The sequence below is a fragment of the Citrobacter sp. Cy070 genome, assembly GCF_030332245.1.
In the GTDB taxonomy this organism is placed as follows: Bacteria; Pseudomonadota; Gammaproteobacteria; order Enterobacterales; family Enterobacteriaceae; genus Citrobacter; species Citrobacter youngae.
Genome location: NZ_JAOWIG010000090.1, coordinates 36112 through 56495, shown reverse-complemented (window position 1 = coordinate 56495; position 20384 = coordinate 36112). Strand labels below are relative to the sequence as shown.

General features: G+C 53.0%; 18 protein-coding genes. 3 read left to right on the top strand and 15 right to left on the bottom strand.

The annotated features are described in order from the left end of the window. Positions 1–12: 12 nt before the first annotated feature. The 5 genes from fabD to yceD form a co-directional block, all read right to left on the bottom strand. Positions 13–942 (bottom strand): ACP S-malonyltransferase, encoded by a 930-nt coding sequence (fabD, locus tag OGY19_RS21450; protein ID WP_061068121.1) that lies wholly within the window; start codon positions 940–942, stop codon positions 13–15. Between the two features lie 15 nt (positions 943–957). Beyond that, the gene (gene fabH / locus OGY19_RS21445) at positions 958–1911 is read right to left on the bottom strand and encodes a beta-ketoacyl-ACP synthase III (RefSeq protein WP_005129019.1); all 954 of its coding nucleotides are present in this window, start codon (positions 1909–1911) and stop codon (positions 958–960) included. 78 nt (positions 1912–1989) lie between these two features. Beyond that, on the bottom strand, positions 1990–3069 hold the full coding sequence (gene plsX, locus OGY19_RS21440; protein WP_071887359.1) for a phosphate acyltransferase PlsX: 1080 nt from the start codon (positions 3067–3069) through the stop codon (positions 1990–1992). A gap of 122 nt (positions 3070–3191) precedes the next feature. Beyond that, entirely contained in the window at positions 3192–3365 is a 174-nt protein-coding gene (rpmF, locus tag OGY19_RS21435) for a 50S ribosomal protein L32 (RefSeq protein WP_003036242.1), read from the bottom strand. 16 nt (positions 3366–3381) lie between these two features. After that, positions 3382–3903, bottom strand: a complete 522-nt coding sequence (yceD, locus tag OGY19_RS21430; RefSeq protein WP_003036239.1) for a 23S rRNA accumulation protein YceD — start codon at positions 3901–3903, stop codon at positions 3382–3384. Positions 3904–4100: 197 nt separating this feature from the next. Between yceD and OGY19_RS21425 the strand changes: the two genes are divergently transcribed. Further along, a complete protein-coding gene (locus OGY19_RS21425; protein WP_048211235.1) occupies positions 4101–4685 on the top strand; it encodes a Maf family protein in 585 nt (194 codons plus the stop codon). Positions 4686–4801: 116 nt separating this feature from the next. Here the strand turns inward: OGY19_RS21425 and rluC are convergent, their stop codons facing one another. Further along, positions 4802–5755 (bottom strand): 23S rRNA pseudouridine(955/2504/2580) synthase RluC, encoded by a 954-nt coding sequence (gene rluC / locus OGY19_RS21420; RefSeq protein WP_286597178.1) that lies wholly within the window; start codon positions 5753–5755, stop codon positions 4802–4804. 699 nt (positions 5756–6454) lie between these two features. On the opposite strand from rluC, the gene rne reads away from it, so the two are divergent. Further along, complete coding sequence (rne, locus tag OGY19_RS21415; RefSeq protein ID WP_115601804.1) at positions 6455–9703, top strand: ribonuclease E; 3249 nt, start codon at positions 6455–6457, stop codon at positions 9701–9703. Positions 9704–9744: 41 nt separating this feature from the next. Here rne and OGY19_RS21410 read toward each other — a convergent pair whose 3' ends face one another. After that, positions 9745–10680 carry a LysR family transcriptional regulator gene (locus tag OGY19_RS21410; protein WP_048211232.1) on the bottom strand — a complete coding sequence of 312 codons (936 nt, stop codon included), beginning with the start codon at positions 10678–10680 and terminating at the stop codon, positions 9745–9747. Positions 10681–10791: 111 nt separating this feature from the next. On the opposite strand from OGY19_RS21410, the gene OGY19_RS21405 reads away from it, so the two are divergent. Beyond that, on the top strand, positions 10792–11991 hold the full coding sequence (locus OGY19_RS21405; RefSeq protein WP_286597176.1) for an MFS transporter: 1200 nt from the start codon (positions 10792–10794) through the stop codon (positions 11989–11991). Positions 11992–12069: 78 nt separating this feature from the next. Here OGY19_RS21405 and flgL read toward each other — a convergent pair whose 3' ends face one another. From flgL to flgE, 8 genes are all read right to left on the bottom strand, one after another. Further along, a complete protein-coding gene (flgL, locus tag OGY19_RS21400) occupies positions 12070–13023 on the bottom strand; it encodes a flagellar hook-associated protein FlgL (protein WP_115601803.1) in 954 nt (317 codons plus the stop codon). Positions 13024–13037: 14 nt separating this feature from the next. Further along, complete coding sequence (gene flgK / locus OGY19_RS21395) at positions 13038–14696, bottom strand: flagellar hook-associated protein FlgK (protein ID WP_048211230.1); 1659 nt, start codon at positions 14694–14696, stop codon at positions 13038–13040. 64 nt (positions 14697–14760) lie between these two features. Further along, complete coding sequence (flgJ, locus tag OGY19_RS21390) at positions 14761–15711, bottom strand: flagellar assembly peptidoglycan hydrolase FlgJ (protein WP_061068124.1); 951 nt, start codon at positions 15709–15711, stop codon at positions 14761–14763. Next, positions 15711–16787 carry a flagellar basal body P-ring protein FlgI gene (locus tag OGY19_RS21385; protein ID WP_086523801.1) on the bottom strand — a complete coding sequence of 359 codons (1077 nt, stop codon included), beginning with the start codon at positions 16785–16787 and terminating at the stop codon, positions 15711–15713. The genes flgJ and OGY19_RS21385 overlap by 1 nt, the downstream gene beginning before the upstream one ends. Before the next feature lie 33 nt (positions 16788–16820). Next, positions 16821–17519 (bottom strand): flagellar basal body L-ring protein FlgH, encoded by a 699-nt coding sequence (flgH, locus tag OGY19_RS21380; RefSeq protein ID WP_003836756.1) that lies wholly within the window; start codon positions 17517–17519, stop codon positions 16821–16823. Between the two features lie 57 nt (positions 17520–17576). Next, positions 17577–18359, bottom strand: coding sequence for a flagellar basal-body rod protein FlgG (gene flgG / locus OGY19_RS21375; RefSeq protein WP_005129045.1), 783 nt, complete (start codon positions 18357–18359; stop codon positions 17577–17579). Between the two features lie 13 nt (positions 18360–18372). Then, positions 18373–19128 carry a flagellar basal body rod protein FlgF gene (locus OGY19_RS21370; RefSeq protein WP_048211227.1) on the bottom strand — a complete coding sequence of 252 codons (756 nt, stop codon included), beginning with the start codon at positions 19126–19128 and terminating at the stop codon, positions 18373–18375. Positions 19129–19148: 20 nt separating this feature from the next. Beyond that, complete coding sequence (gene flgE / locus OGY19_RS21365) at positions 19149–20360, bottom strand: flagellar hook protein FlgE (RefSeq protein ID WP_048211226.1); 1212 nt, start codon at positions 20358–20360, stop codon at positions 19149–19151. Positions 20361–20384: the final 24 nt, after the last annotated feature.

Here is a 20384-nt window from a genome sequence, read left to right as displayed (position 1 = left end):
GGTTTTCCTCTTTTATTGCTCTAGCGCCGCAGACATCGCCGCCGGCTCATTCAGTGCCGAAGCAGTCAGGGTGTCAACAATACGTTTCGTCAAACCGGTGAGGACTTTACCCGGACCGACTTCATACAGGTGCTCTACGCCCTGAGATGCCATAAATTCAACGGTCTTAGTCCACTGAACCGGGCTGTAAAGCTGACGAACCAGCGCATCGCGGATAGCATCGGCAGTGGTTTCGCACTTCACGTCAACGTTGTTCACAACGGAAACAGTCGGCGTGTTAAAGGTAATTTTTTGCAGTTCAACAGCCAGTTTCTCGGCTGCAGGTTTCATGAGCGCACAGTGAGATGGAACGCTAACCGGTAACGGTAACGCACGCTTAGCGCCAGCAGCTTTACAAGCTGCACCTGCACGCTCTACAGCTTCTTTGTGCCCGGCAATAACCACCTGACCCGGTGAGTTAAAGTTTACCGGTGAAACCACCTGACCTTCAGCAGACTCTTCGCACGCTTTCGCGATAGCGGCATCATCCAGACCGATGATAGCAGACATGCCACCTGTGCCTTCCGGTACGGCTTCCTGCATAAATTTGCCACGCAGTTCAACCAAACGTACGGCATCGGCAAAGCCGATAACACCCGCACATACCAGCGCAGAGTATTCACCCAGGCTGTGACCTGCCATCAGCGCAGGCGTTTTACCACCCTGCTGCTGCCATACGCGATACAGCGCGACAGATGCGGTCAACAGCGCTGGCTGCGTCTGCCAGGTTTTGTTCAGTTCTTCTGCCGGACCTTGCTGAGTCAACGCCCAAAGATCATAGCCCAGCGCCGCTGAAGCTTCAGCAAAAGTTTCTTCAACAATTGGGTAGCTTGCTGCCATATCAGACAACATTCCAACGGTTTGGGAACCCTGACCGGGGAACACAAATGCAAATTGCGTCATGTTAAAATCCTTATACTAGAAACGAACCAGCGCGGAGCCCCAGGTGAATCCACCTCCGAAGGCTTCAAGCAATACCAACTGCCCTGCTTTAATTCGCCCGTCGCGGACGGCTTCGTCCAACGCGCACGGTACGGAAGCAGCGGACGTATTGCCATGTCTGTCCAGCGTGACGACGACATTATCCATCGACATCCCCAGCTTTTTCGCTGTTGCGCTGATAATGCGAAGGTTTGCCTGATGCGGCACCAGCCAGTCCAGCGCAGAACGGTCGAGGTTATTTGCTTCCAGCGTTTCATCAACGATGTGCGCAAGCTCGGTCACCGCGACTTTAAAAACTTCGTTACCCGCCATCGTCAGGTGAATCGGGTTTTCCGGGTTCACGCGATCGGCATTAGGCAGCGTCAGCAGTTCACCATAGCTACCGTCAGCGTGCAAATGGGTGGAGATAATACCTGGCTCTTCTGATGCGCTCAGTACAACTGCACCCGCGCCATCACCAAAAATAATGATCGTCCCACGGTCGGTTGGATCACAGGTGCGCGCCAGCACATCCGATCCGACAACCAGCGCATGTTTGACCGCGCCAGATTTTACATACTGATCGGCAACACTAAGTGCATAGGTAAAACCAGCACAGGCCGCTGCAACATCAAACGCCGGACAGCCTTTAATCCCCAGCATACTTTGGATCTGGCACGCCGCGCTTGGAAATGCGTGGGTTGATGACGTGGTAGCAACCACAATCAGACCAATTTGTTCTTTGTCGATGCCGGCCATTTCAAGTGCACGGTTAGCGGCGGCAAAGCCCATCGTCGCAACGGTTTCATTTGGCCCAGCAATATGGCGTTCGCGGATACCTGTACGAGAGACGATCCACTCATCAGATGTCTCGACCATTTTTTCCAAATCGGCGTTAGTACGCACTTGTTCAGGCAGATAGCTGCCAGTACCAATAATCTTCGTATACATGTACGCTCAGTCACTTTTTGGTTATATACCGCCACGAGCAAATCGCTGGTACGTTGACAGCACCCTCAGCCGGCACTGTTACCTGTGCACTCGTGAGTTGATACTTTCGCCACCGTCCAGCAGTTCGAATCCAGCTGGGTATACAGATTCCAGGCGAGCGGCAATTCGCTGAGGAACTTGTCGCTGCACCGCCTGCACTGCCTGTTCAATCGCGACTTCAAATGCTCGCTGATTGGCAGCACCATGACTTTTAATCACCGTGCCGCGCAATCCTAACAGACAGGCGCCATTATACTGGTCGGGGTTGAGGTGACTAAATCGCCTTGTCAGGCTTTTTTGTAACCAACGTTTTAATAACAGCAGCCACCACGACCGTTTTTTGCCCTCACCCTGAGATTTCAGCAGTGAAAGGAACATTCTGACAACACCTTCCATCGTCTTTAATGTGACATTACCTGTAAAGCCGTCACAGACCAACACATCCGTTTTGCCAGTCAGCAACTCATTGGCTTCAAGATAGCCGATATAATTGATAGAAGGGATTGTTTTTAGCACAGCAGAAGCGTCCCGAATACTGTCGAGACCCTTAGTTTCTTCTTCGCCTATATTGAGTAACGCAACGCGAGGCCTGGCAATCCCAACCACCTCTTCTGCCAACACGGAACCCATAACGGCAAATTGCACCAACATCGTACTGTCGCAATCCACGTTGGCGCCTAAATCCAGCACCACCGTTTTGCCCTTTTGCTGATGCGGTAAAACCGTGACCAGCGCAGGACGCTCAATACCCTCAAGGGGTTTGAGCAAGAGTTTCGCAAGACCCATTAGTGCGCCCGTATTACCAGCGCTGACACAGGCTTGCGCTCGACCTTCTTTCACGAGCTCCAGGGCAACACGCATTGAGCTTCCACGACTGGCGCGGATTGCTTGCGAGGGCCGGGCATCACTGGCAATAACTGACTGAGCAGGGATAATCTGCAGACGTGAACGTTGTTCGAAGTCAGCTTTGGCAAGTAATGGCGTGATTGTATCGGGATCCCCGACTAAAAGAAGTGTGAGTTGCGAATTAGAATTCAGTGCCTGCAATGCTGCAGGCACTGTCACGGTAGGGCCAAAATCTCCCCCCATGACATCTAACGCCAGGGTTAGACGTGTCAAGGTATCGTCGCTGCCCGGTTAGGTGTTTCCCCAGTTACCCGGGGAAAGCCTCACTAAGCTTCATCACGCGTGTACTCTTTGTTTTTCTCACCAAAGTGGGAAATCCATTGAGTCATGCGTGATTACTTAGCGATTACCTTACGGCCACGGTAGAAACCGTCGGCAGTGATGTGGTGACGCAGGTGTTGTTCACCAGAAGTTTTGTCTACAGACAGGCTGGTGACTGCGGTCAGAGCGTCATGAGAACGACGCATGCCACGTTTGGAACGGGTTGGTTTATTCTGTTGTACGGCCATGGACCTTACTCCTCAATTACTTACGCTTTAAGCTGGCTAATACGGCAAATGGGTTTGGTTTTTGCGCTTCATCAGGCAATTCGCCAAAGACCATGTCCGCCTCGGACACTTCACAGTGTTCAGAATCATGCACCGGAACTACCGGCAAGGAGAGGATAATCTCATCTTCAACCATTGCAAGCAGATCGATTTCACCGAATTCGTTAACCTCAATCGGCTCATACGCTTCCGGGAGTGCTTCAGCCTGCTCGTCAGAACGGACAGGACTAAAACAATATGTTGTGTGAACATGAAGTGGGAACGGTTTCCCGCAACGCTGACACTCGAGCGTAACCGAAACCTTCGCATCACCGGTTATAACGGCAAGGCGCTGGTTATCGATAGCGAACGACATGGAGCATTCCACATCACTGTCCACACTGACTACAGAATCGGCGACGCGCTCTACCAGATCAGAAGTATAGATACCTTCATAATCGAGGCGTTTTTGAGCCGTACGAACCGGATCAAGAGTCAGGGGTAATTTTACCTTTTGCATAGGGCGCGCATATTAACTTTGTAACGTCATATAGTCAAAGAAAAAGGCAGCCTGTGGTTGCCTTTTGCCAATAATTCGCACACATTGCGGGTCATCGACTTAAAATCGATCACGACAAGCCATCGCAGCCAGCTTGAAGGACGCAGTCCATAGTTTAAAATGGCTCTCATCATTACGCTATATGCGGGGGAAAAAATATGCCTCAACTTATTCTTGCGTCTACCTCTCCCTGGCGTCGCGCTTTGCTCGAAAAATTGGCCATCCCGTTTGAATGCGCAGCCCCAGAGGTTGATGAAACCCCCTTACCCGGCGAAACACCCCGACATTTAGTGTTACGCCTGGCACAGGAAAAAGCGCAATCCCTTGCCCATCGGTTTCCATCACATTTGATAATTGGGTCTGATCAAATTTGTGTTCTTGATGGTGAAATAACCGGCAAGCCGTTAACGGAAGAAAACGCCAGACAACAATTAACCAAAGCCAGTGGAAATATTGTCACGTTTTATACCGGGCTGGCGCTTTATAATTCAGCTAATGGTCATCTACAAACCGAAGTTGAACCGTTCGATGTCCATTTTCGCCATTTAAGTGAAATGGAAATTGAAGATTACGTGCGTAAAGAACGCCCGTTACATTGCGCAGGTAGTTTTAAAAGTGAAGGATTAGGTATCGCACTCTTTGAGCGTCTGGAGGGCCGCGATCCTAACACACTGATTGGCTTGCCGCTGATCGCGTTGTGTCAGATGCTGCGCAGGGAAGACATGAACCCGCTGAACGCCTGATTAAAGAACTCCTGTACAGGCGTAATCAAGTAGGCCTGATAAGCACAGCGCCATCAGGCGCGACGTAAACATCTTATCCGGCCTACGGGTTTAACGCGATAAAATCGCAACGCGCATCAGGCTTTGTTGCGTAATACCTCAAGGCAGCGTTTCAGTTGATTATCCATCGGTGCTTCAACACGCATAACCTCCCCCGTACCGGGATGAGTAAACTTCAACGCAGCGGCGTGCAGAAACAGACGGTTCAACCCCGTACCCGCCAGTTGCTTATCGAACTCACGGTCGCCATAGCGGTCATCAAAAGCAATCGGATGTCCGGCATATTGCGTATGCACACGAATCTGGTGCGTGCGTCCGGTCACGGGGCTGCAGCGCACAAGCGTGGCAAACGCATAGCGCTCCTCCACTTTAAAACGGGTTTCCGACGGTTTCCCTTCCTGATTTACCCGCACGATACGCTCGCCGCTTTGCAGAATGTTCTTTAACAAAGGTGCCTGCACAGCTTTGACATGCGATTGCCACTGACCCCTTACCAGCGCCAGATAGTCTTTTTGCATCCCTTTTTCACGCAATTGTTCATGCAGTGAACGCAGCGCCGAGCGCTTTTTGGCGACCAGCAAAACACCGGAGGTATCACGGTCCAGGCGATGCACCAGTTCAAGGAAACGCGCTTCCGGACGTAAGGCACGTAAACCTTCGATCACACCAAAGCTTAATCCGCTGCCGCCATGGACGGCGGTGCCAGAAGGTTTGTTAAGCACCAAAATATGGTCATCTTCATACAAAATGACATCCGTCAGCGCAGCGACCTTCTGCAAATTCGGAGAAATCGCTTCTTCTTCACGCTCAGCGACACGCACTGGCGGAATACGCACAATATCCCCGTCTTCGAGTTTGTACTCGGGTTTGATGCGTTTTTTATTCACCCGCACTTCGCCTTTACGCAAAATGCGATAAATCATACTTTTCGGCACGCCTTTGAGCTGGGTGCGCAAAAAGTTGTCGATGCGTTGCCCTGCTTCATCGGCAGTAATGGCAACTATTTTTACGGCTGGAGTCTCTGTTTTCATGGGGGCCGATTTTAAATAGCCATCAAGATTCGCGCCACACATTTTTCTATGCTTATATTAACTGCTATACCTGATTACTTAAGTTTGACAGAACCGATTTGGTGGTTATTAAAGCAATCACCAGGCGGAAGTGTAAAAACTGTGAGTAACCGGGTGATAAATGGCAAAAGTCATCTTGCTATAACAAGGTTAGCAGTGGAATAATGAGCTTGTTTCCGTGTTGAATCTTGTTAAAACAAGAACTTTTCCGGAATGACCCAATTTTGCCCGACCGATCATCAACGCAGCAATGGCGTAAGACGTATTGATCTTTCAGGCAGTTAGCGGGCTGCGGGTTGCAGTCCTTACCGGTAAGTGCTCTATGGATTTCGCGTTGTAGGAAGGCGGCAAGTCTGGGAACCCCCAGAAGCTTACTCCTGTAAGTGTCTGGGGTGAGAAGATGAAGCCAACGCACCAACAGCGTGAAAGACGACAAGCACAATGGAAGCTTCTCTGGAGAGTAATACCCAGACTGTTCCCCTGATAATTGCGCTGTGTTTCCGTATGAAATACAGGCAACCGACACTCTGCGCCTCTTTGAGCTGACGATAACCGTGAGGTTGGCGACGCGAATAGACACGAGGCCATCGGTTCACACCCGGAAAGGCATTTCTCTGCCCGCAGCTTAGTCGTCAATGTAAGAATAATGAGTAAGTTACGATGAAAAGAATGTTAATTAACGCAACTCAGCAGGAAGAGTTGCGTGTCGCCCTTGTAGATGGGCAGCGTCTGTACGATCTGGATATCGAAAGTCCTGGACACGAGCAGAAAAAAGCCAACATCTATAAAGGTAAAATTACCCGTATTGAACCGAGTCTGGAAGCTGCTTTTGTTGATTACGGCGCTGAACGTCACGGTTTCCTCCCGTTAAAAGAAATTGCCCGCGAATATTTTCCTGCAAACTACAGTTCCCATGGCCGCCCCAACATTAAAGATGTGTTGCGTGAAGGTCAGGAAGTTATCGTTCAGATAGATAAAGAAGAGCGCGGAAATAAAGGCGCAGCACTGACAACCTTTATCAGTCTGGCAGGCAGCTATCTGGTTTTGATGCCAAACAACCCGCGTGCGGGCGGTATCTCTCGTCGCATTGAAGGCGATGACCGTACCGAGTTAAAAGAAGCGCTGGCAAGCCTCGAACTGCCTGATGGCATGGGGCTTATCGTACGTACCGCGGGTGTCGGTAAATCGGCCGAAGCACTGCAGTGGGACCTGAGCTTCCGTCTGAAACACTGGGAAGCCATTCAAAAAGCGGCTGAAAGCCGTCCTGCCCCGTTCCTGATCCACCAGGAAAGCAACGTTATCGTGCGTGCCTTCCGCGACTATCTGCGCCAGGACATCGGCGAAATCCTCATCGACAACCCAAAAGTCATGGAGATGGCGCGTCAGCACATCGCTGCGCTGGGTCGTCCGGATTTCAGCAGCAAAATCAAACTGTACACCGGTGAAATCCCGCTGTTCAGCCACTACCAGATTGAATCCCAGATTGAATCCGCCTTCCAACGTGAAGTGCGTCTGCCTTCCGGCGGCTCAATCGTTATCGACAGCACTGAAGCGCTGACTGCTATCGATATCAACTCCGCTCGCGCAACCCGCGGCGGCGATATTGAAGAAACGGCGTTTAACACTAACCTTGAAGCTGCTGATGAAATTGCGCGTCAGTTGCGTCTGCGTGACCTTGGTGGCCTGATTGTCATCGATTTTATCGATATGACCCCGGTTCGCCACCAGCGTGCGGTAGAAAACCGTCTGCGTGAAGCGGTTCGCCAGGACAGAGCGCGTATTCAGATCAGCCATATTTCTCGCTTCGGTCTGCTGGAAATGTCCCGCCAGCGTCTGAGCCCGTCGCTGGGTGAATCCAGTCACCACGTCTGCCCGCGTTGCTCCGGCACCGGTACCGTACGTGATAACGAATCACTGTCGCTGTCTATTCTGCGTCTGATCGAAGAAGAGGCGCTGAAAGAGAATACACAGGAAGTTCACGCTATTGTTCCTGTGCCGATCGCATCCTACCTGCTTAACGAAAAACGTACCGCGGTCAATGCCATCGAGACGCGTCAGAACGGCGTGCGCTGTGTGATCGTGCCAAACGATCAGATGGAAACCCCGCACTACTCCGTGCTGCGTGTACGCAAAGGGGAAGAAACGCCTACCCTGAGCTACCTGCTGCCGAAACTGCACGAAGAAGCGATGGCGTTGCCGACGGAAGAAGAATACGTTGAGCGTAAGCAACCTGAACAACCGGCACTCGCCACTTTCGCGATGCCTGATGTTCCGCCTGCCCCTGCACTGCAGGAGCCAGCCGTGAAAGCTGCCGCGCCTAAAGCTGCTGCCGCGACCGCACCTGTCGCTGCGCAGCCGGGTTTGATTAGCCGTTTCTTCGGCGCGCTGAAGTCCATCTTTGGCAGCAGTGAAGAAGTGAAACCGGTTGAACAACCGGCACCGAAAGCTGAAGAGAAAACGGAACGCCAGCAGGATCGTCGCAAACCGCGTCAGAACAATCGTCGTGACCGTAACGAGCGTCGTGATAATCGTGACAACCGTGGTGACCGTGACAACCGTAATGAGCGTTCAGAAAACGGCGAAAACCGCGATGAAAATCGTCGTAATCGTCGTCAGGCGCAGCAGCAGACTGCTGAAACTCGTGACAACCGCCAGCAGTCCAGCGATGTGGCAGACAAAGCGAAATCCGGTGACGAGCAGCAGGCTCCGCGTCGCGAGCGCAACCGCCGTCGCAACGATGACAAACGTCAGGCGCAGCAGGAAGTTAAAGAGCTGAACCTGGCTGAACAGCCTGCGCAGGATTCCGAGCAGGAAGAACGCGTGCGTCAGCCGCAGACTCGTCGTAAACAGCGTCAGTTGAATCAGAAAGTTCGATTCGCTGACAGCGCGCCGGTTGAAGCTGAAGTGGCGACCGCAGCCATTGTTGCTGAAACCGCCGTTGCTCAATCTGTTGAACAGTCTGCCCCGGCTCAACGTACCGAACTGGCTAAAGTCGATTTACCCGCAGTCGTTGCATCAGAGCAAGAAGACAACAACGAAGCACGTGATAATAACGGTATGCCTCGTCGCTCACGTCGTTCTCCTCGCCATCTGCGCGTAAGCGGGCAGCGTCGTCGTCGCTATCGTGACGAACGCTATCCGGTTCAGTCGCCGATGCCGTTAACGGTTGCCTGTGCTTCTCCGGAATTAGCGTCCGGCAAAGTCTGGATTAGCTACCCTGTTGCCCGTACTCAGGACATGCAGGTTGAAGAACAGCGCGAACAGAAACTGGAGCTGGAACAAAACGCATCTGTGGCAGTAGAGCCTCAAGCCGCTGCAGCTGTCGTTGAGCACATTGTGGATGTCCCTGCACAGGCAGACGTCGCGCAATCCGATGTTAGCGTAGTGGAAACGCAGACCGTTGTGGCTGAAACGGCACATCCGGAAGTGATTGCTACTCCGGTCGAGCAGCAACCGCAAATTATCGCTGAGTCTGACGCACCGGTTGCCGAGGAGATCGCTGCGAAAGCCGAACCTGTGGCTGAAGTTGTGGCTTCGCCGGTTATCGAAGAACCTGCGGACGTCGTTGTCTCCCAGCCTGAAGCGGTTGAAGAGATTGTCGAGGTTGTGGAAACAGCGCCTGTTGTTGAAGAGGTTGCAGCGCCGCAAGAAGTTGTTGCAGCACCTGTCGTCGAAACCGCAGTCGTTAAGTCTGACGCTGTCGCAACCCGTGTTGACGCAGAACATCTTCACAGCCATGCGACCGCACCGATGACCCGCGCTCCGGCTCCGGAATATGTGCCTGAAGCGCCGCGTCATAGCGAGTGGCAGCGCCCGGTATTCGCCTTTGAAGGCAAAGGTGCTGCAGGCGGACACAGTGCCAGCCATCAGGCAACCGCGCCAGCAACGCGACCGCAGTCTGTTGAGTAAGTCCTAAGCCATGAAAAAGCCGACCTCAGGGTCGGCTTTTTTTATACGTCGTGAACGCCCCTCATCCCTGCTACCTGTGGCATAACATCTTTCATCAACGCCAGAAATTTGCGTAAGCGGGTTGGATAATAACGAGCCCAGGGATAAACCAAATGCACGGGCAATGACGACGCATGCCAGTCAGGTAATAGCGTAATCAATCTTCCGCTGGCGATATCGTCTTCAACCATCCAGCTTGAGACAAGCGTAACCCCCAGCCCCGCAAGTGCAGCATTTCTGGCGACATAAATACTGTCGGTACTTAATCTGGGAGAAATATTTAACGTGATAGCTTCGTTACGCCGGTGGTGAAGTAACGACACGCTGTGCTGATAAAATGTATTTACCGCGATCCAGGGCAGCGCCGATAGCTGTTCAGGGTGAGTCAAAATCCCAAATTGCGCGAGAAGCTCAGGGCTTGCCACCATACTTCGCGGGACTTCAGCCAGTAAAACCGAGACCGTAGCAGGATCAACCTCAGCCCCAACCCGGATAGCGCAGTCGATATTGTCGCTGAGAAAATCAACGGTCTTATCATTCAGCATCCACTCAACAGATAACTGTGGATAGCGGGAAAGGAACTGCAGAAGCGGCTCAAGGAGTTGTTGTTGGCCGAACGCATGTGGCGCCCGAACCCGCAACGTCCCCACCGGTTCATCCTCCGTGATGTTCAGTCCGTCCTCCAGCGCCAGCCAGGCATCAATAATGTGTTTGGCATGCTGATACCCTCGCTCACCATCATCAGTCAGCTTCATTGCATGGGTGGTACGCATAATCAGCTTAACGCCCAACAGCGTCTCAAGGGATTGTAACCGCCGACTGACAGTTGCCTGGGTGGTGCCCATTTGCTTTGCTGCCGCTGAAAGCGAACCGGCCTCGACGATGCGCACAAACGTGCGCATCAATTCCACCCTATCTATACGTTCAGTTTTTATCATTTAGTCGTTATTCATACGTGTAACGTATAACTGTTTTACCACTGCGCTCGCTACCGTGCTACCGGTTGAAGGATAAAAATAGCCACACATCCCGTGATTGAGGAATCATTTGTGAACACACACACCGCACTTTCCCGTTGGGTTATTTTTGTTCTGGCACTGGGCGCTGGGTTCAGCGTTGCCGCAATCTATTATGCCCAGCCTCTTTTACCTTTAATGGGTCAGGACCTGGCCTTAAGCGTCACCGGCATGGGGCTGGTGCCAACGCTCACCCAGGCAGGATACGCGCTGGGCATTTTGTTTTTGTTGCCGCTGGGCGACCGTTATGACCGCCGGACATTAATCCTGCTAAAAAGCGTCTCTCTTGCCGCGCTGCTGTTGGCCTGCAGCTTTACCGGTCAGTTGCATTCGCTACTGCTGGTTAGCTTACTGATGGGGATGGCAGCGACCATGGCTCAGGATATCGTGCCGGCCGCAGCCATCCTTGCGCCTGAAGGCAAGCAGGGAAAAACAGTAGGTACCGTCATGACCGGTCTTCTGCTGGGGATCCTACTCTCGCGGACCATCAGCGGGCTGGTAGGTGAAGCCTATGGCTGGCGGGAAATGTATCAACTCGCCGCCGTCAGTATTGCCGTGATTGCCGTACTGATGTGGAAAATGCTGCCCCGCTTTACGGTCCATTCCACGCTGAGTTATCCGGCATTAATGTTCTCCATGGCGCAACTGTGGCAGCGTTATCCTGCACTGCGCCGGGCAGCGTTGGCACAGGGCTTCCTGTCCATTGCCTTTAGCGCCTTCTGGTCAACACTGGCGGTTATGCTCTCTGAGCATTACCACATGGGCAGTGCGATGGCGGGAGCATTTGGTATTGCAGGGGCAGCCGGGGCGCTGGCAGCCCCTATGGCAGGTCATCTGGCAGATAAAGTAGGTACCGGACGGGTAACACAGTTGGGGGCGCTGTTAGTCACGCTTTCATTTGCCCTGATGTTCTTGCTTCCGGCCCTGCCAGTACAGGGGCAGTGGCTGCTGATTGCCCTGTCAGCGATAGGCTTTGATCTCGGACTGCAATCCAGCCTGGTCGCCCACCAGAACCTGGTTTATAGCCTGGAGCCTCAGGCAAGAGGTCGTCTGAATGCGTTGCTATTTACCATGGTGTTTATCGGCATGGCGCTGGGTTCTGTACTCGGAAGTCAGGCCTATGCGCTGGCAAACTGGGAAGGCGTGGTGACACTGGCCACTTTCAGCGGCGTTGTTGCGCTGGTAATTAGACTGACCGGTAAATTACCTGTTAGCCAGACAACTGCAGCCTAAAAAAATGCCCGCTCCGGGGTGTATGTGGAGCGGGCAGACAAACATATCCAGTTTCATGATATGTTTCAAAAAGGATCGTTACCGGTTGAGCTGGAACAGTGACATTCCCTGCATATCGGTAAACGTTTTATACGATGCCTGTAGCGCAGCCTGCTGCATAACATACGAAGAAATCGCCGCATTCCAGTCAACATCAACCAGATTGCTCATCTGCTGCGTTTGACCCAACGCGCGATCGGCCCCCAGCGAGTCCAGAGCGCTAAGTTCACTGAGTTGCGTACCGAGTTCAGCACGAACAGACAGCACGTTATTCAGTGAGTTCTTCAGACCACGGTTGGATTTATCGATGGCTGCTTTGGCTGCATCTCTTGCCGCATCATCGCCTTCAATCGGCGTATTCAGGGCCGCAATAGCGGAATCCAGCATGGCGAATAAGTTCGTTTCTGACTTGCTTCCATCTGGCTCCGGAACCGCGTTGCTGGTCACCGAGTCAAAAATCTTATCCCCGGTATGACCAATCACCATTGACCGAGCGGCATCGACCTGTTGGGTAATATTTTGCGTTCCACCACTATAGGCACCATCAGTCTGGGCAAATGGTGGGGTTTCCGTTTTGTAGCCGCCAAAGATATAACGACCATTACCGTCGGTACTGTTCGCCAGATTCATTAACTGATCGCGGATCCCTTGCAAATCAGTTGCCAACGATGCCCGGTTATCATCACTCAATGTCCCATTGCCAGCATTGACAATTTTTTCCTGTGCCGCGGTAATAGCGGTCGTCGCCCGGCTTAACACGTTCTCTTCCAGTGACACTTTTTGCGTCGCGAAAGTACGCGCCAGCGTATATTGGCTGTTCTGTGCCTGAGCCTGTGAAAGCACCACGGCCTGTGATGCGGCAATCGGATCGTCAGACGGGTTGTTCACGCGTTTCCCCGTTGACATCTGCTCGCCAAATTTCAACCATTCAGCCTGAGAGTTGGTGATGCCGCGCATATTCTGCTGGTACATCATCTGAGTACTGATACGCATTGAATTCCTCTCCCTTAGCGAATATTCAGCAGTGCATCAAAGAGCGAATTCGCCGTTTGCAGTACCTGAGCGTTGGCCAGGTAATACTGCTGATAACGCTGCAAATTCCCGTACTCTTCGTCGAGGTTAACCCCGGAAATAGACTGTTGCTGATTTGAAAGCTGCGTGACCACGTTGTTTTGCGTGGTGCTGCTGGTTTTTAAGGTCGCCGTTTTGTTCCCGACATCGCTCACCAGCGTAGCGTAAGCATCGTTAAAGGTTTTATTCCCGATGGTTGCCTTGGTTTGCAGATCCAGCAGTTTCTGGCCGTTACGGTTATCGCTTTTACCTTTATCAACATTGGGATCAGTGTCATTTTTGGACACTTCAGCCATGGCGATTTTCGACTCATCGGTCACCGCCACTTTCATATTAATAATGGCGTCACCCACGGGTTTCACCGTAAAGCTGTCATTTGCCAGCGCACCATTTTTGACGGTGATTTCCAGCCCATCAAAGGACATTTTTCCGCCAGTAACCGTCGGCTTAAAGCTGGTATTGTCAGCCAGACGGGTTACCTGCCAGTCAGTACCATCAAACGTAATTTTATAGTCGGTTGCCTGCACCGACGAGCTATCCGTCATTTTAACATCAAGCGCACCGGTCCCTTTATTCTTCGTATTGCTAAGGACTGCCGGGCCACCAATATCGAAAAAGTTTTTGCCCGGGTCGCCGTTGGCATCAAAACCTTCTTTGTGCTGCGTGTTAAACGCATCAGCAAAGGCGAGGGCCAACTGACCAAGGGTATTACGCGTCTGGTCGAGTTCCTGCGAACGGAACGTCAACAGCCCGCCCAGCGAACCGGTCGTGATCAGTTTTTCCGGGATGGCAACTTCTCCGGCCACGCCGTCAACATAAGCGACGGTCGTGCGAGAGGGATCATCGCTGGAAGGTACAGCGGCCAGTTGGCGAGCATTGCTGCCTTGCACCAGCGAATAGCCATTCGCCATGGTCACGTTGTAGGTGCCGCCGTCCTGAATGCTGACTTCCACACCGACAATCTTGTTCAGATCACTCACCAGTTGATCGCGCTGATCGAGCAGATCGTTAGGTGATGCACCCGCACCAACGCCGGTCAAACGGGAGATTTGGTCGTTAAGGCTGGCAATTTGCTTCGAATAGTTGTTGATTTGATCGACGCTGGCCTTAATCGCAATATTGACTTGCTTATCCTGATCGCGCAGATATTGGTCCGTCGTTCTGAACTGATTGACTAAGCCATCAGCTTTACCGATAAGTGCCTGACGCGCCGCCGGATCTTCTGCGTTACTCACCAACGTCTGCAGGCTGGTAAAAAAGCCCTGCATCGACGTTGAGATCGAACTGGTTTTGCTGGCGAGCAGGTTGTCGATTTTTGACATTTGCTCGTAACGTGTCGTCAGACCGCTGCTCTGGTTCTGCGCCGCACGTAACTGATTAGTGATAAATGAGTCATACTCACGCTGTACGCCAGAAACATAGACACCATTGCCGACCCAGCCCCCCGCACCCAGCGTGCTGTTCGCTTGCGCCATAATTGTCGTTTGTCGGGTATAGCCGGCAACGTTATAGCTGGAGATGTTATTACTGGCAGTGTTCAACGCGGCCTGCGCTGCGCTGAGTCCACTCATCGCGTTATTAATCAAGCTGGACATGGAGGTTCCTTGTAATCCTTCAATACTCGGTATTATCGGCAGCAGGTCAGCAGACTTGAGCTATTTAAAAGAGATTATCGAGATTCGTGCTGTAGGTTTTACTCACCTTTTCGCTCATCGATTTTAGCTGCTGGATCATGCTGGTTAATTTGCGCGCATAGTTAGGGTCAGTGGCGTAACCCGCATTCTGCAATGCCTGGGCACCCTGCTCTGCGGTCGCGGCACCGGTCACCGCTGCGTAACGCGGATTGCGGGATATCAGACCGACATAATCCGACAGTGCTTCAAGATAGGAGCTATAAACACGGAATTTCGCTTTCACTTTTTTCGCCTCACCGTTTTCGTATTCGGTGGTGGTGATTTCAGTGGTCGGCCCTTTCCAGCTTCCCGAGGCTTTCACACCAAAAATGTTAAAGCTCGGCTCGCCGTTCTCCCGTCGAATTTGTCGTTGCCCCCACCCGGACTCCAGCGCCGCCTGCGCCAGAATCAGATGATGAGGAACCCCACTCTGCTGACTGGCCAGTTTTGCCGGCAGCGAAAGTTGAGCCAGGAAGTCTTTACTGTCACCCGACAGCGGCTCATCATTGCTTTCCGTCGCCCGGGGAATGGCTTTACGCACCAGTTGCGTCAGCGCCTGATTTTGATAGCTGGTCACCGTTTCCAGCGAGAACTTCATCGGCACCTGCGGCGCATCATCCGCAGGTTGCGCCTGCCCTTCGGTCATCTGCTTGACCATCATTTCAGCCAGCCCCAGACCTTTTCCTGCCGTCATCTGCTGGGCGATCTGTTGGTCATACATGCTGGTGTATAAACGCGTGGAGTCGCTGCTAAACACACCGTCTTTTGGCAACGCCTCGCGCATGCTTTTCAGCATCATTTGCACGAACATCCCTTCAACCTGGCGGGCGACCGGGCGGATATTTGCCGCCGGGTCCTGACCCGCTTTCGCTTTCAGTTCGTTCAGTGATTGTGCATCCCAGGCTGCGCTGGTCAGCAGTTTGCTATCACCAATCATCAGATAATTTCCAGTTTGGCGCGCAGACAACCCGCACTTTGCATGGATTGCAGGATAGACATCAGGTCCATCGGTGTTGCTCCCAGCGCATTCAATGCACGTACGACGTTGTTCAGGTTGGCGCTGGAACGAACGCTCTGCAACGAACCACCGCTCTGGCGCAGATCGATCTGCGTTTGTGGCGTCACCACGGTTTGTCCACCACCAAACGGTGTATCCGGTTGGCTGACATTCGCCTGGCGGTTAACCGTAATCGACAGATTGCCTTGTGCAACAGCGCAACTATCCAGCGTCACCTCGCGGTTCATGACCACCGATCCCGTACGGGAGTTAATAATCACCTTCGCATCCTGCGGCGTGACGTTCACTTCCATATTCTGGATATCCGCGAGGAAACGTACCTGCGAGCTATTGCCATTCGGGACGCGTACCTGGATCGTGCGTGCATCCAGCGCTGTTGCGCTGCCAAAGCCGCGCGAGCGGTTAATGGTGTCGGTAATTTGCTGCGCCATGGTGAAATCTTCATTATTCAGCTGCAAATTAATGGTGTTACCGCCGCCGAACTGGCTGGGTAATTCGCGTTCGATGGTCGCGCCGTTGGTAATACGTCCGCCATTGAGCTGGTTCACCTGCACGCTGCTACCACCCGCTGCGGCGCCTGCACCACCGACCAGAATATTCCCCTGCGCCAACGCATACACCTGGCTATCGACCCCTTTCAGCGGCGTCATCAGCAGCGTTCCGCCGCGCAGGCTTTTGGCGTTACCCATTGAAGAGACCACTACGTCAATGGTTTGCCCCTGACGACCAAAGGCCGGGAACTGCGCGGTGACCATTACCGCTGCCACGTTTTTCAGCTGCATATTGGTGCCGGTAGGCACGGTGATCCCCAACTGCGACAGCATGTTATTCAGCGTTTGTGTCGTAAACGGTGTCTGGGTGGTCTGGTCACCCGTACCGTCCAGCCCGACCACCAGCCCGTAGCCTATCAGCGAGTTTTCCCGCACGCCCTGCACGCTGGTCAGATCACGAATGCGATCGGCATGCGCAAAGGTGGTAGCCAGTACCAGTACCATTCCAACAAGAGTTTTAAACACTGGATACCTCGCTTACATCGGCGATAAATTAAGGAAGAAACGCTGCAACCAGCCCATATTCTGCGCTTCATTGATATAGCCGTTACCGACATATTCAATACGCGCATCCGCAACCTGCGTTGACGGTACAGAGTTGCTGCCGCTAATGGTGCGCGGGTTAACAACCCCAGAGAAGCGAATGAATTCAGTGCCCTGGTTAATGGCGATCTGTTTTTCACCCACGACATGTAAATTGCCATTCACCAGTACCTGGTCAACCGTCACAGTCAACGTACCACTGAAGGTGTTCCTGGCGTTCGCGCCGCCTTTGCCGTTAAACGAGTTGCCGCCAGAAGCCTCTACGTCGGCACGCTCATTGCCAAATAATCCCTGCAGGTAACGTGGTACCGTGTCAAACCCAAAGTTAGTTTTGCCATCACGACTGGCATTCGCCGAGGAGCTTTTGCTCGCACTGACGTTTTCCTGCAATACGATAGTCAACGTATCGCCAATATTGCGCGGACGGCGGTCTTCAAATAACGGCTGGTAGCCATAATTAATCGGCTGCGCAGACTGAAATATTGATCCATTCGCCACCGGCGTCGGGCCTGGAACTGGCTGGGCAGTCGTCGCGCCCTGCACGAGCGGAGTGGCCGGGATCCAGGCGCATCCTGTCAGTGAAACCACCAGCAGGGCCAAAATCGGGTATGGGTGAAGCGCGTATTTTCGCATTGCCTTCATCTTCAAAATCAGTGCGCCGGTGAGGCTTTCACCCCACCGGACGTCACTTTAGAGTTGCGTCAGTTTCTGCAGCATCTGATCGGTGGTCGATACCGCTTTACTGTTGATTTCATAAGCACGTTGAACCTGGATCATGTTGACCAGTTCTTCCGCCACGTTGACGTTAGAGGTTTCCACATAACCCTGGTACAACAGGCCCGCACCGTTCAGCCCCGGCGTGCTTTCGTTCGGTGCGCCGGATGATTGCGTTTCGGTGTACAGATTCTCACCAATACTTTCCAGACCGGTATCATTCATGAAGGTCGTCAGGTTGAGCTGTCCCACCTGAACAGGCGCAGCCTGGCCCTGCTGAGTCACACTGACAATACCGTCGCGTCCAATGGTGATGCTCAGCGAGTTAGCCGGAATAGTGATTGCAGGCTGCACCTGAAACCCCCCCGCCGTTACCAACTGACCGTTCTGATCCACCTGGAAAGAGCCATCACGGGTATAAGCTGACGTGCCATCTGGTAGCATGACCTGGAAAAACCCCTGGCCTTTAATCGCCACATCTTTACTGTTGTTGGTCTGCGACAGGTTGCCCTGACTGTGTAAACGTTCGGTCGCAACCGGACGCACACCGGTACCAATCTGCAAACCAGACGGCAGCGTTGTCTGTTCAGAAGACTGAGCGCCAGGCTGGCGAATCGTCTGGTACAGCAGATCTTCAAACACCGCACGCTGGCGTTTAAAACCATTAGTACTGACGTTTGCCAGGTTGTTGGCAATCACATCCATGTTGGTTTGCTGCGCGTCCAGGCCGGTTTTGGCGATCCATAATGAATTGATCATAAAATGTCCTGTATTAACTCATCGACAGCAGTTGGTTGGCACGGCCTGCGTTATCATCCACGCTACTGATAATCTTCATCTGCATTTCGAAGCGGCGAGCGCTGGCGATCATATCGCTCATCGCGGCAACCGGTTTGACGTTACTGCCTTCCAGTACGCCCGACATCACGCGGATGCTGGGGTCGGCTTGCAGTGTCGGTCCCCGGGTAGCCTGCGCTGCCGCACTCAGACGGAACATACCGTCATCACCACGTTGCACTTCACTTCCCGTCGCTTTAACCAGCTTCAGACGTCCTACTGGCGCCACCGTGTTCGCAGGATCGCCGGGGTTGAGCGCCGAAATCGTTCCGTCAGCGGCGATAGTCACTTCCGACCCTTCCGGTACCGCTATAGGCCCAGCTTCGCCGATCACCGGATGTCCCTGAATGGTCAGTTCACCGGTTGGACTCACCTGAATTGCGCCATTGCGGGTGTATCCTTCGCTACCATCGGCGGTCTGCACAGCCAACCAGCCATCCTGCTGCAAAGCCACATCCAGCGGACGGGAGGTATAATCCATCTGGCCTGGCGTCATATCGGCCCCAGGCGTTGAGGCGACCACCAGCGTACGCGTTGGCAGCGAAAGCCCTTCTACGGGAACCGCACGCAGCGCGTTGAGCTGAGCACGAAAACCCGGTGTGGAGGCATTTGCCAGGTTGCTGGCCGTCACCGCCTGTTGATTCAGCGTCTGACTGGCCGCGCCCATGGCGGTATATATTGCGTGATCCATTAAGCCATCCCGTCAGGCGCTTAGCGCAGGTTGACCAGCGTGTTAAGGATCTGATCCTGGGTTTTGATGGTCTGCGCATTCGACTGATAGTTACGCTGAGCGACGATCATATTCACCAGTTCTTTACTCAAATCCACGTTAGAAGCTTCCAACGCACCGTTGGTCAGCTTGCCGAAGTTACCCGTACCCGCGGTACCCAGCAGCGCCACACCGGAAGCCTGAGTTGCTGCCCAGACGTTATCGCCCTGAGACGCCAGACCTTCGTTGTTGGCAAAGTTTGCCAGCACGATCTGTCCCAGAACCTGTTTCTGTTCGTTGGAGTAGTTACCGACTACGGTACCGTCATTGTTAATCTGGTAGCTCACCAGATCGCCTGGTTTGTAGCCGTCCTGGTTAGTGGCAACAATGTTGTTTGCACCGGTGTTCTGCTGCATGGAGTTCTGGAAACTCATTGCGAAGGTGACGGCCGGTGCGCCATTGAGCGCAGCTGTGGTGATATTGAATGTACCGCCGCCGATTAGCGCCCCATTGGTATCAAATTCCAGCGTGGACGTCGGTGCGGTTGGTACAGCAGCCTTAGGATCGCTGCTATCAATGGTATAGACAGCCCATTTGTTATCAGGCTGTTTTACAAAATAGGCGTTAACTTCGTGGGCATTGCCCAGGCTGTCATAAACGGTGACAGGGCCTTTTTTGTTATAGCTGTCAGCATCTTTCGGATCGAACTTTGTCGTTGTCGGGATTTTATCCGACGAGTTCAGGTTGATCTGCATTGAGGCCTTGCTGGTTGCCTGTGCCGCCATCAATGTATTGGGGATCGTGATCGGCCCCGGGTTCGCACCCTGCTGAACTGTCGGCGGCGTACCGGTCGCCGGATAGCCCGTCAGTTTCAGTCCCTGCATGTTAACGATATTACGGTTTTCATCGAGCTTGAACTGACCGTTACGGCTGAAGAAAACAGAACCATTGCTGTCAACCATACGGAAAAAACCGTTCTGGCTGATAGCCACATCCAGCCCACGTCCAGTGTTGGTGGTGGTACCATCGGTAAAGTCCTGGGTAATACCCGCAACTTTAACGCCCAGACCCACTTTAGAACCGGCGAACATATCGGCAAAGGATGCCGTACCGGATTTAAAACCGTAAGTGGCGGAGTTGGCGATGTTGTTACCAATGACATCGAGGTTGGTCGCTGCAGCGTTCAGACCGCTGACCGCTTGTGAAAAGGCCATGACTTACTCCTGATAAGTGTGAAG